Origin of the sequence: Mucilaginibacter pankratovii (assembly GCF_014773265.1) — a bacterium.
In the GTDB taxonomy this organism is placed as follows: Bacteria; Bacteroidota; Bacteroidia; order Sphingobacteriales; family Sphingobacteriaceae; genus Mucilaginibacter; species Mucilaginibacter pankratovii.
In genome coordinates, this window is the sequence record NZ_JACWMY010000003.1 from 82,564 (window position 1) to 94,134 (window position 11,571).

The 11,571-nt window shown below is 45.1% G+C and carries 11 protein-coding genes and 2 tRNA genes; 6 read left to right on the plus strand and 7 right to left on the minus strand.

Annotation, left to right across the window (positions count from 1 at the left end; all coding sequences use genetic code 11):
• Positions 1–31 precede the first annotated feature (31 nt).
• From IDJ77_RS06005 to IDJ77_RS06015, 3 genes are all read right to left on the minus strand, one after another.
• Positions 32–766, minus strand: coding sequence for a hypothetical protein (locus IDJ77_RS06005; RefSeq protein ID WP_191188038.1), 735 nt, complete (start codon positions 764–766; stop codon positions 32–34).
• Between the two features lie 96 nt (positions 767–862).
• Positions 863–939, minus strand: a tRNA-Met gene (locus IDJ77_RS06010).
• A gap of 129 nt (positions 940–1,068) precedes the next feature.
• Positions 1,069–1,145: transfer RNA gene (locus IDJ77_RS06015), tRNA-Met, on the minus strand.
• A gap of 145 nt (positions 1,146–1,290) precedes the next feature.
• Here IDJ77_RS06015 and era point away from each other — a divergent pair.
• The 4 genes from era (at position 1,291) to IDJ77_RS06035 (ending at position 4,211) form a co-directional block, all read left to right on the plus strand.
• Positions 1,291–2,166, plus strand: coding sequence for a GTPase Era (gene era / locus IDJ77_RS06020; RefSeq protein WP_191188039.1), 876 nt, complete (start codon positions 1,291–1,293; stop codon positions 2,164–2,166).
• 130 nt (positions 2,167–2,296) lie between these two features.
• Positions 2,297–3,598, plus strand: a complete 1,302-nt coding sequence (gene der / locus IDJ77_RS06025; protein WP_191188040.1) for a ribosome biogenesis GTPase Der — start codon at positions 2,297–2,299, stop codon at positions 3,596–3,598.
• A 101-nt stretch (positions 3,599–3,699) separates the two neighbouring features.
• Positions 3,700–3,927: a hypothetical protein gene (locus IDJ77_RS06030; RefSeq protein WP_191188041.1), complete on the plus strand. Its 228-nt coding sequence runs from the start codon at positions 3,700–3,702 to the stop codon at positions 3,925–3,927.
• On the plus strand, positions 3,924–4,211 hold the full coding sequence (locus tag IDJ77_RS06035; RefSeq protein WP_191188042.1) for a type II toxin-antitoxin system RelE/ParE family toxin: 288 nt from the start codon (positions 3,924–3,926) through the stop codon (positions 4,209–4,211). Before IDJ77_RS06030 ends, IDJ77_RS06035 begins: the two co-directional genes overlap by 4 nt.
• A gap of 10 nt (positions 4,212–4,221) precedes the next feature.
• On the opposite strand, the gene IDJ77_RS06040 is transcribed toward IDJ77_RS06035, so the two are convergent.
• Positions 4,222–4,791: a hypothetical protein gene (locus IDJ77_RS06040; protein ID WP_191188043.1), complete on the minus strand. Its 570-nt coding sequence runs from the start codon at positions 4,789–4,791 to the stop codon at positions 4,222–4,224.
• A 124-nt stretch (positions 4,792–4,915) separates the two neighbouring features.
• Between IDJ77_RS06040 and IDJ77_RS06045 the strand changes: the two genes are divergently transcribed.
• Both IDJ77_RS06045 and IDJ77_RS06050 read left to right on the plus strand, forming a co-directional pair.
• Positions 4,916–8,086, plus strand: a complete 3,171-nt coding sequence (locus IDJ77_RS06045) for an ATP-dependent helicase (protein WP_191188044.1) — start codon at positions 4,916–4,918, stop codon at positions 8,084–8,086.
• Positions 8,087–8,099: 13 nt separating this feature from the next.
• A complete protein-coding gene (locus IDJ77_RS06050; protein ID WP_191188045.1) occupies positions 8,100–9,443 on the plus strand; it encodes a M20/M25/M40 family metallo-hydrolase in 1,344 nt (447 codons plus the stop codon).
• 90 nt (positions 9,444–9,533) lie between these two features.
• On the opposite strand, the gene IDJ77_RS06055 is transcribed toward IDJ77_RS06050, so the two are convergent.
• The 3 genes from IDJ77_RS06055 to IDJ77_RS06065 are packed head-to-tail and all read right to left on the minus strand — an operon-like array spanning position 9,534 to position 11,442.
• On the minus strand, positions 9,534–10,331 hold the full coding sequence (locus IDJ77_RS06055) for an ABC transporter permease (RefSeq protein ID WP_191188046.1): 798 nt from the start codon (positions 10,329–10,331) through the stop codon (positions 9,534–9,536).
• A gap of 5 nt (positions 10,332–10,336) precedes the next feature.
• Entirely contained in the window at positions 10,337–11,236 is a 900-nt protein-coding gene (locus IDJ77_RS06060; protein ID WP_191188047.1) for an ABC transporter ATP-binding protein, read from the minus strand.
• Positions 11,230–11,442: a hypothetical protein gene (locus IDJ77_RS06065; protein WP_191188048.1), complete on the minus strand. Its 213-nt coding sequence runs from the start codon at positions 11,440–11,442 to the stop codon at positions 11,230–11,232. Before IDJ77_RS06065 ends, IDJ77_RS06060 begins: the two co-directional genes overlap by 7 nt.
• Positions 11,443–11,571: the final 129 nt, after the last annotated feature.

Here is an 11,571-nt window from a genome sequence, read left to right on the forward strand (position 1 = left end):
GAGGCTCTTCAGTTAAAACAGGGAAGGCTCCTTACAACTTAGAATTCGCCTTTTTTATCATCTTAGGAAGGTCTTTTTGCAAATCTGTCATTAACCGTGCTAAAGCGCTTTCGCACATAGGTAAAATCTTCTCAATCTTTAAAACCGGCACGTCGGCAATAAGCGGGCTCGAGCCCTCTGATTTGGCATCTTCCCTTATCGAAAACACTTTATCGCCATCCTTATTAAATAATGCAATATTGGCGTGTGCATTTACTTTAACTACACCCATTCCACCAAAGCCGATCTTTACCAGGTCAAAATCTATATATACCTTCATTACGCCATCTGCCCGGCTAAATATTTTGAGCAGTGCGTTTTCGTTTGCACGACCAGCGGCCGGCAATACTATTTTATATCCATCAATAGGGATATTGTAATTATCTTTTAAAATACCGCTGGTTGCCTCGCCTACAGGGTTGAATGCTTTATAATCGGCATTGCCGGTTACATCTGCCTCTGGTAGAAGTTCAAACGGAAATTCTTTGGAGTATGTGTTAAAAAACTGATCGTGAAAACTTTGCAACAGCGGCACCATATTAAAATTTGGGTCGTCAATAAGTTGGGTCATAGCCACTTTAGCTGCTGTGCCAAAACTCGACACGCCAATTTGCTTTACCGCGTAAAATGTAATTACAGCTACTTTTTTGTTTTGAGCATAGCTGCCGGAGATCAGTAACAGCGAAAACAAGGCACTAAGGACAAGCGTTTTTTTCATTTTTTTCATTTGAGGGTTTGAGTTGTGATAAGTATTTAGGTTAAAATCAGGCACTAATATAAAAAAAGGCCTCTTTGATTTCTCTAAAGGGCCTTTTAATTTTCCTGGGTAGCGGGAACAGGACTCGAACCTATGACCTTCGGGTTATGAGCCCGACGAGCTACCAACTGCTCCATCCCGCACTATGTTTAATTTTCATCGCGGCCATAACATCCGCAATGTTGTTCCTTTGAAAGGAAGCCAAGGTTTTGTGCCCCGCTTTTAGAAATCAAAAGCCTCAAATCGTAAAGACTTGAGGCTTTCTAATTTTCTGGGTAGCGGGAGCAGGACTCGAACCTACGACCTTCGGGTTATGAGCCCGACGAGCTACCAACTGCTCCATCCCGCACTGTATTTGGTATATATTGCCTTCCGTTCATAACTCCGGAAAGTTGTTTCCAATTGTCAAAATGAAATTTGCACTCCGTTTTTATTGGACTGCAAAGATATAATTCGTTTCTTTGCAGTCCAAATAATATTTTAATTATTTTTTTATGGCACACAGGGCAGGTTTTGTAAGTATAATTGGTAAACCCAACGCGGGTAAATCAACCCTTATGAACGCCCTCGTGGGCGAAAAAATGTCTATCATCACTCCAAAAGCGCAAACAACACGCCACCGCATTTTGGGAATTGTGAACGAAGAAGACTACCAAATTGTATTCTCGGATACGCCGGGTATCATTAAACCGCACTATGCTTTGCACGAAAGTATGATGCATCAGGTAGATGGCTCTATTGTAGATGCCGATATGATACTGCTGGTCACCGATATCCATGAAGAATACAATGAGCAGGATGTACTGAAAAAACTGGAAGGCTCCACCGCCCCGCTTATTGTTTTGGTGAACAAGATTGACCAAAGCGATGAAACGGAAGTAAAAGAGAAAGTTGATTACTGGCAGGAAAAACTGAACCCTAAAGCCGTCTTCGCGATATCTGCCCTGCACGGCCACAACATACAGGGTATAATGGAGCTGATACTGGAAGAACTGCCCGAGCACCCCGCCTATTATGAAAAGGATGCGCTGACAGACCGTAACGACCGCTTCTTCGCATCAGAAATGATACGCGCGCAGATATTTAAGCAATACAAAAAAGAGATCCCTTACAGCACCGAGGTTATTGTAACCGCTTTTGTGGAAGGCGAGAAACTGCACCGCATCAGTGCCGAGATCATTGTAGAGCGCGATTCGCAAAAGAACATTGTAATAGGCAATAAGGGCGAAATGCTGAAAATAGTAGGCACATACGCCCGCCGCGATATGGAAGAGTTTTTCCAGAAGAAGATTTTTTTGGAAATGTTTGTAAAGGTTATCCCCGACTGGCGCAGCAAGAAAAATTACCTGAAAAAATTCGGGTACGAATAACAAAGAATTACGATTTACGAATTACGATTTTAGATTTATGCTGATCGGATTTGTAAATTAGCATAAGGTTTATGGATAGCGGTTTGAAGAGGCCAGATCGTACATCGTAAATCTAAAATCTAAAATTGAAATGAGTAATATAGTAGCTATAGTAGGCAGGCCAAACGTTGGCAAATCCACTTTATACAACCGTTTAACCGAAAGCCGTAAAGCTATTGTTGACGATTTTAGCGGCGTAACCCGCGACAGGCATTACGGCACCAGCGAATGGACCGACCAGAAATTTACGGTTATTGATACCGGCGGTTACGTAGCCAACTCCGAAGAACTTTTTGAGGTTGCCATCCGCGAGCAGGTATTGATCGCTATTGAAGAAGCATCTGTTATCCTTTTTATGGTAGATGTTACCACCGGCATCACCGATCTGGACGATGAGATCGCCAACATCCTGCGCAAGGGTAAAAAACCCGTATTTGTGGTGGTAAATAAGCTGGATAACAATGCCCAATTAGCAGACGCTACCGAGTTTTACAGTTTAGGCCTTGGCGAGATCTACACCTTATCGTCTATGACAGGCAGCGGTACCGGCGAACTGCTCGACGAAGTGGTTAAACATTTCGAAGACGTACCGTTTGATGAGAACGAACGCCCTAAATACGCCATTGTTGGCCGCCCTAACGTAGGCAAATCATCTATCATTAACGCCCTGATAGGTCACGACCGTAACATTGTTACCCCTATCGCCGGCACCACCCGCGATAGTATCCACATCCACTACAACCAGTACGGCCACGATTTTATGTTGATCGATACCGCCGGGATGCGTAAGAAAACCAAGGTGAAAGAAAATATCGAGTTTTATTCGGTAATGCGCACCATCAAAGCTTTGGAAGAAGCCGATGTGGTTATCCTGATGATCGACGCCGTAGAAGGTTTGGAGTCGCAGGATGTAAACCTGTTCCACCTGGCAGAAAAGAACAAAAAAGGCATCGTCATAGTAGTGAACAAATGGGATTTGATCGAGAAGAACAACAAAACCATAAAGGTTTTCGAGGACCAGATCAAACAAAAAATAGCGCCTTTTACCGATGTGCCAATCGTATTTACTTCGGTAACCGAAAAACAGCGTGTACTGAAAGTGATAGATGTAGCCAACCAGGTTTACGCCAACCGCGCCCGCAAGATCCCGACTTCAAAACTGAACGAGGTAATGCTGCCGATCATCGAGAACTATCCGCCGCCATCCTTAAAAGGCAAATACGTAAAAATTAAATACATCACCCAGATAGCCGGTCAATCGCCCATGTTTGCGTTTTTCTGCAACCTGCCACAGTATGTAAAAGAACCCTACTACCGCTTCATCGAAAATCAATTGCGCGAGCATTTTGAGTTTTCCGGCGCGCCGATACAGGTTTGGTTCAGGCAGAAGTAAGAGGCTTTATAATATTATTTAAGATAGCGATGGGTTTGAAACCTGTCGCTATTTTTGTTTTGAGGCTTCTTCGATTTAGAAATTAAACATTAAATTTGATTATGAACTTATTGGCAGAGAAAATTGAACTTGCTAAACGCTTGTTAGAAGTGGAAGATGAAAATCTGTTAATGCAAATTAAACAGCTATTTGATAACGACGGAAAAGATTTTTGGGATGATTTGCCAAGCCATGTGCAACAAGGAATTGAACGGGCAAAAAAGCAGGCCGCCGAAGGTAAACTTACGCCCCACGACGAAGTAATGGCGAAGTACGAAAAGTATTTATGATCAGATCTATCGAATGGTCAGATGATGCAAAGGAAACGTTCGACGTTATAGTTTTGATTATTGAGAATAAATGGAGCACCCGACAAGCGGGTGTTTTTATTAAAAGAGTTCGCAGAGTACTACAGATGATTGCGATGCATCCTGAAATGTATAAAGCCTCCATTTCCGCAGATGTGAGGCAAGCCGTAATCTCCAAACAAACTTCTATGTTTTATAAAGTTGAAGAGCGTTCTATCATCGTTCTATACTTTTGGGATAACAGGCAGGAGCCCTTATTTGAATAATTATTCCCCGCTAAAAATTCTTCTCCGTCAATATCTTTTTGCTTTTTAATCGCTCGATGATATAGCGAGCTTCCGCCTCGTCCAGGTCATTGCCAAATTTTACTGTTTTTAGGCCATAATCAAACTTAACGGTGCCCGAATTATAGTTACTTAAAATTCCTTTTTGCTCCCGTCGGCCAAACTGAAACCCGTTATAAATCGAAAACTCTTCTAAGGCGCGTACATGCTTAACTTCATTTAAGTCGTACACCTTAGGCGATAAAAAGAACAATGCTTGGTTTCGGATGGAAATAGTGCCCTGCCCCGCTTCAATAGTTTCTTTGCCAAGCAGCATAAAAAGAATAGTGCTCACTACAAATATGCCGCCTAAAGTCCAGCCGGTAAGCCACGCTATCATAAAAAGGTCAATCGCGCCATCATGGCCAAACATGGTTAGTGCATTTGTTTCACCAAAAAACCAGCCAACCATCCACGCGCAAAAGAAAAGTAATACAAAATAGTTCCGCTTGCCGGGAATTACGATTTCCACTTTGTCGAAATTATCGGTTATGATCGCGCGGCCACTGTATGGGGTTTCCATTTGTGTAAGGAATTAGGGGTTAATCGTTTATAAAAGTAAGGTTCCCACCTGTAAAAGCAAATCTTTGCATCGTTATTTTTTCGCGACTATTAACGCTATTATTTTTAGTAATTTTACTTTTACAATGACGCAACCAACCCTCAATAAATACAACATCAAATTCCGCGAAGCGCTTGCCGGCTTAAACCCGGAGCAGCTTGCGGCGGTAAATAAAATGGATGGCCCGGTGCTGGTAGTGGCGGGACCCGGCACGGGTAAAACGCAGATACTTGCCGCGCGAATTGGTAAGATACTAACCGATACCGATGCTCAGCCGAACGAAATCCTGTGCCTTACCTATACCGACGCGGGTGCCGTGGCCATGCGTAAACGCCTATTCGAGTTTATCGGCCCGGATGCTTATCGTATTAACATTTATACCTTCCACGCTTTTTGTAATGAGATCATCCAGGAAAACCTGGAGTACTTCGGCAAGCTGAATTTGGAGTCGTTATCCGACCTCGAATCGGCCATGCTTTTCCGCGAGCTGGTGGATGAGTTCGGCAACGAGCATTTATTGAAGCGTTTTACCGGCGATATTTATTACGATGCGCCCCGCTTAAAAACCCTCTTCTCTACCATGAAACGCGAGAACTGGAGCAAAGAATTGATTGTGCAAGCCGTGCAGGAATACCTGGACGACCTGCCCAACCGAGAGGAGTTCATTTATAAGCGCGCTAATCTAAAAGCCGGCATCAACATAGGCGACCCAAAACAAAAGGACATCGATAAGGCCAAAGATACCATGGCTAAGCTTTTAGCCGCTGTTGCCGAGTACGAGAACTATGCTAATAAAATGAAGGCACGCGGCCGGTACGATTATGACGATATGATCATCTGGGTATTAAAAGCTTTCCGCGAGAACGAGGAGATCCTGCGCAAATACCAGGAGCGCTACCAATATATTCTGGTAGATGAGTTCCAGGATACCAGTGGTTCGCAAAATGAATTACTGAAATTCTTGCTGAACTATTGGGAAACACCAAATGTGTTTGTGGTGGGTGATGACGACCAGTCGATCTTCAAATTCCAGGGCGCAAACATGAAGAACATTCTTGATTTTGCCGGAGACTATGTGAGCGCCCTGCATACCGTGGTGCTTAAACATAATTACCGCTCCAACCAGCATATCCTCGATATTTCCAAAGCCCTCATCAATAATAATAAAGAGCGGTTGACCAGCCAGTTGAGGCTGGATAAAAACCTGAAAGCATCGCACCCGCGCTTTGATGAATTGGTGGTGGAACCCATCATCCAGGAGTATGAAAATTCCGCGCAGGAATTAGTGAACACCGCCCTGCAAATAAAAAAACTGGTTGATAAAGGCACCGAGCCCGGCGAAATAGCCGTGATATACCGCAACCACAGCCAGGTGGAGGAATTGCTTACTTACCTGGAAGCGCAGAAGATCGCTGTAAATACCAAGCGAAAAATAGATATACTCACCGTCCCCTTTGGTGAGAAGATCCTGAACATCCTGCGCTATCTTGCTATGGAGCTGGATTCGCCTTATAGTGGGGACGAACTGTTGTTTGAGATTCTGCACTACGATCTGTTCAGCATCCCGCCCATCGAAATTGCCAAGGCCAGCATCGCTGTATCTAAAGAGAACTTCGCTACAGCAAATAAAAACGAGCCGGTAACCAGTCTGCGACGCTATATCCACGAGATGAAGCTGGTTGCCCAAACAGACCTGTTTAGCAAGCAGCCCAACGTGGAGATGAAATACCTCATCAACGATATTGATGAATTGCTAAAATCGGCGGTGAGCGTTACGCTGCAGCAATTCTTCCAGGACGTGGTGGCCAAAATGGGCATCCTCAAATACATTATGCAGCAGCAGGATAAGGGCACACACATGCAGATCCTCACCAGCTTCTTCGATTTCCTAAAGGACGAAAGCCGTAAAGACCCGGAGATAAAATTATCCGGCCTTATCGCTACCGTCGAGCTGATGAAAAAGAACAACATTCGCCTGGAGTTGAACAAAGTGATCTTCTCTGATAACGGCATCAATTTTCTAACCGCGCATGGTTCCAAGGGCCTGGAGTTTGAGCATGTGTTTTTCATCGGCTGCGATAAAAAAACATGGGACGGCAAGGGACGCAATTACGGTTTCAGCTACCCGGATACGCTCACCAGCTCGGCATCAGACGATATCGCGCAAAAAGAAGAAGCACGGCGGCTATTTTATGTGGCCATCACCCGCGCCAAGCAATGTTTAAACATCTCTTACGCCGGCAAAGATGCCAAAGGCAAGGACCAGGAGCCGTCGCAGTTCATCGGCGAAATCCTGGCGGATACCGAGCTGCAATTACAATTCCCTAAAGTAAGCGATACCGATATGCTCGGCTTTTTTGCAACCCAATTCAGCGAAGCGGATAAACCCGTTGTAGAACTGCTGGACAGGAATTACATTAATCAATTACTGCAGAATTACACGCTTTCGGTTACACACCTCAGCAATTATTTAGATTGTCCGTTAAGGTTTTACTTCCAGTGTTTGATACGCGTGCCGTCGGGCAAAAGTCCGTCAGCTACTTTTGGGCAGGCGGTGCACTGGGCGCTCAACAAAGCTTATCGCAAACTGCCCGAATACGGCAATGAATTTATGCCGACCGAAGATTTTGTAAAGGAATTTAAATGGTACATGTACCGCAACCGCGATTCGTTCACCAAAACCGACTTTAAACTGCGGGTAGATTACGGCGAAAAGATCCTCCCGCCCTATTACGAGTTAAATGCTCCCAACTGGAACAAGGTGGCCCAAACCGAGCGTAGCATTAAAAACATTGAGGTAGGCGGCGTGCCAATAAAGGGGAACTTGGATAAAATTGAGTTCGACGGCAAGGATGTTACCGTGGTAGATTATAAAACCGGTCGCGTACGCAACGCCAAGGATAAACTGCTTCGCCCTACCAACGATGCACCCAACGGTGGCGATTACTGGCGGCAGGCGGTTTTTTACAAGATATTGATAGATAACGACCGCACCAACGACTGGCAGGTGGTAAACACCGTATTTGATTTTATAGAACCGGTAAGCGACGAGTATTTTAAGGAAAAAGTAGTGATCAGTCCGCAGGATATTGAGGATGTTACCGGGCAAATTACGACCGTTTACCAAAAGATCATGAACCACGAATTCAGCGAAGGCTGCGGCAAAAAAGAATGCGACTGGTGCCATTTTGTAAAAAGCAATTTTAAACAGCCGGGTAACATTTTGGAGACAGTTGAAGGAGAGGAAACAGAATAATTAAATTGCCTGTATGAAAAACGCTTTTATCCTTTTGCTTTCTTGTTTCACGCTTTCAGCATCCGCCCAAACTGTGGTAAAACAGGATGCCACCATCAAACAAATGGTGGACGAGGTCTCCAACAAAAACATTGAGGCCATTGTGCGCAAATTGGTAAGCTTTAAAACAAGGCATACCCTAAGCGATACTACCAGCAAAACTGAAGGTATTGGTGCTGCGCGTAACTGGATAAAAGCGGAATACGAACGATATGCTACAGCATCAAACGGGCGATTGAAAGTGCAGTTTGATGCCTTTGTACAGCCACAGGGCAGGCGCTTAAGCAAAAACACGCCGATGAAGAACGTGCTGGCCATTTTAAAGGGAACAGACACGGCGGATCACCGGGTTTACATCGTCTCCGGCCATTACGATTCGCGGGCTACCAAGGCTATGGATTCTACATCCTTTGCCCCCGGCGCGGTGGATGATGCATCAGGCACCGCCGTGTCGATGGAACTGGCCAGGGTGATGGCTAAACGTTCGTTCCCAGCTACCATTATATTTATGGCGGTTGTGGGCGAAGAACAGGGCCTGTACGGCTCTACCAACGTGGCTAAGCGCGCCAAAGCCGAAGGATGGCAGGTAGACGCCATGCTGAATAACGACATCGTAGGCAACACCTACGGCATGGAAACCGGGTTAAAAGATAACCGCAGCATCCGTGTGTTTAGCGATGGCATACCAACCGCTGCTACCGAAAAAGAAATTGCCGCGCTGAAATCCCTGGGCGGCGAAAATGATAGCCAATCGCGCCAGCTAGCCCGCTACGCCAAGGAGATAGGCGAGCGCTATGTAGAACAACTGGATGTAAAGCTCATTTACCGTACCGACCGCTACCTGCGCGGCGGCGACCACCTCCCCTTTCTGGAGCAGGGTTTTACCGCCGTACGTTTTACCGAAATGAACGAGAATTTCGACCGCCAGCACCAGGATGTACGCAAAGAAAATGGTGTGGATTACGGCGATCTGCCCGATTTTGCCGACTATGATTATACGCAGAAGATCGCCCGCATGAACCTTTCTATCCTGGCAAACCTGGCATTGGCCCCCGGCCAGCCACAAAACGTAGGCGTTATCACCAGCGACCTCACCAATAAAACAAAACTAAAATGGGATGCCCCAAAAGGCAAAGCGCCGGCGGGATATTATGTACTGATGCGCGAAACCATCAGCCCCTACTGGGAAAAGAAATTTTATGTAACCGATACCAATGCAACCATCGGCTATTCAAAGGATAACTACCTGTTTGCCGTGCAATCGGTTGATGCAGCCGGGCACGAGAGTTTGCCGGTGTATCCTAAGCCGGTAAGATAGGTTTTTAAGAGATTGGAGATTAGTTAAATAGAGATTAGCCCACGATAGTCGCTTCTAATCTCTAACCTCTGGTCAACTAACCTCTAAGTATTACTTCACACTCTTTCGTTGCACAATAAAGTATCCTACTACAAACACCACCGCTGATACCGCCACCGCTACAAAAACATCTTTCGTAAATACATCTATTACAATATCCTGCGCCGGGCCTTTTTTGTTTTTAAACATGGTGGTTAATGCTACCATAGGGTGAGCATAAGGGAAGGCATAGGAATATTCCCATCCTTTAGATGCCGCTGTAACGCCAACTATGGTAAGTATAAAGCCTACACCCATTGGTTTTATAAAATCGCTCCACAGTAAGCTCATTAAAAACTGGATGGAAAGTATACCGAGTGAGGATAGGAACAGTTTAAAGTAAACCTGCGTCAATTCCCACTCAAGGTGATAGGTGTTAAATTTCAACTCGGGTTTAAGTACGCTAAGTAAATTGCCGAAGGTGATAGTGAAAAGCACAAACAGCGTAAGGCATAAAAGTACCAGGAACACCGCGTAGGCAAACTTGGCGCCATAAACAGACCAACGCGAAATAGGTAAGCTAAATAAGGTTTTCCAGGTATCGGCCTTGTGCTCCACATTGTTTACCGAATAAGCAACAAATATGGTATACATAGGCAACAACAAAGTCCCCATTAACCCAAGTGCCACCAGTGCAAATTGCACCCAAAGCATCATGGCGGGCATGGTAATAAACTTTTCGCTTTTAAAATAAAATATCAGTAACGCCATCAGGCTTACAAAAAACGGCAGTAAAATAGCACCCCAGAAACCCGCGGTTTTGCGGCTCTTATAAAATTCCGACCGGAACGATAGTATAAATCCCTTCATCTGTCTTAGTTGCTTTTGGTTATAGCCAGGAATAAGTTCTCCAGGTCTTTATGCTGTTTGTTAATGGCAAATACCGTAATGCCGTTTTGGTTTAGCAGGGCGTTTATTTCGCCCATTTGCTTTTTAGAGGTAAAGGGAACGGTAAGGTTCTCGTGGTTTATATCAACAACCTCGTAATTGTTGCGTTTAAGCAGGTTGGCCGCATCTACCGTATTATCGGTCTCCACATACACCTGCGGCTGGCTAATAGCCTCCAGGTCCTTCACACTGCCCTGGAATAACAGCTCGCCGTTATTAATAATACCCACGTGCGTGGCCATCCGCTCTATCTCGGCCAGCAGGTGGCTGCTTATGAATACTGTTTTGTTATGGTCGCGGGTGAGGCGTACCAGCAGCTCGCGGATCTCGATGATGCCATTCGGGTCCAGCCCGTTGGTGGGTTCATCCAGTATCAAAAGCTTGGGGTCGCTTAGTAAAGCAAGCGCTATGCCCAGGCGTTGTTTCATCCCCAGGGAATACTGCCCGGCTTTTTTACCTGCAGCGTTAGTGAGTTTCACAAGCGCAAGCATCTCATCAACCCGCGCATCCTTTACACCCAGCAGCATGGCGCGGTTCAACAGGTTTTCGCGGCCGCTCATGTGGGCGTATATAGCGGGCTGCTCTATCAGCGAGCCAATTTCCGACAGTATAGCTATGCGGTTGGTTTGTAGTTCTTTTTCGAAAACAAAAATGCTGCCTTCATCTGTTTGCAACAGATTAAGCAGCATTTTGATGGTGGTGGTTTTCCCGGCACCGTTTGGGCCTAAAAATCCGTATATACTTCCTTCCGGAACTTGAAGGGATAATGATTTAACAACCTGCTGGCTGCCAAAGCTGAACGATAGGCCTTCGGTACGAATTACCATACGTTTTCCTGGGCAACAGATACAACAGTTTTTACTAAACCAACTCCCTTAACAAAAAGCGATTTGGCCTGGGTAGCTGATGCATGTGCAGATGCAAATTGTTGTGTTTTTTGTTCAAACTGGTAACTAACCCCCATTACAATGGCAAATAATACTGGTGCCAATAATAAAATGAATGGATTTGAATTTGAAACTAACTTTTTCATTGTGTGTTGATTTTGATAGAACAAAGGAATACTAAATTACCCATGCGCTAAAATCAATTAGACCAACGGGCAGGAATTGTAGATGAACTGCCCTTTTAGTGATTAAACCCTGTTCATCGGTTTTTTTTG

Excerpts from the sequence above, each read along its gene's own strand:
- IDJ77_RS06045 (WP_191188044.1), top strand. The coding sequence starts at position 4,916 with ATGACGCAACCAACCCTCAATAAATACAACATCAAATTCCGCGAAGCG.
- IDJ77_RS06030 (WP_191188041.1), top strand. The coding sequence starts at position 3,700 with ATGAACTTATTGGCAGAGAAAATTGAACTTGCTAAACGCTTGTTAGAA.
- der (WP_191188040.1), top strand. The coding sequence starts at position 2,297 with ATGAGTAATATAGTAGCTATAGTAGGCAGGCCAAACGTTGGCAAATCC.
- era (WP_191188039.1), top strand. The coding sequence starts at position 1,291 with ATGGCACACAGGGCAGGTTTTGTAAGTATAATTGGTAAACCCAACGCG.
- IDJ77_RS06065 (WP_191188048.1), bottom strand. The coding sequence starts at position 11,442 with ATGAAAAAGTTAGTTTCAAATTCAAATCCATTCATTTTATTATTGGCA.
- IDJ77_RS06040 (WP_191188043.1), bottom strand. The coding sequence starts at position 4,791 with ATGGAAACCCCATACAGTGGCCGCGCGATCATAACCGATAATTTCGAC.
- IDJ77_RS06055 (WP_191188046.1), bottom strand. The coding sequence starts at position 10,331 with ATGAAGGGATTTATACTATCGTTCCGGTCGGAATTTTATAAGAGCCGC.
- IDJ77_RS06060 (WP_191188047.1), bottom strand. The coding sequence starts at position 11,236 with ATGGTAATTCGTACCGAAGGCCTATCGTTCAGCTTTGGCAGCCAGCAG.
- IDJ77_RS06050 (WP_191188045.1), top strand. The coding sequence starts at position 8,100 with ATGAAAAACGCTTTTATCCTTTTGCTTTCTTGTTTCACGCTTTCAGCA.
- IDJ77_RS06035 (WP_191188042.1), top strand. The coding sequence starts at position 3,924 with ATGATCAGATCTATCGAATGGTCAGATGATGCAAAGGAAACGTTCGAC.
- IDJ77_RS06005 (WP_191188038.1), bottom strand. The coding sequence starts at position 766 with ATGAAAAAAATGAAAAAAACGCTTGTCCTTAGTGCCTTGTTTTCGCTG.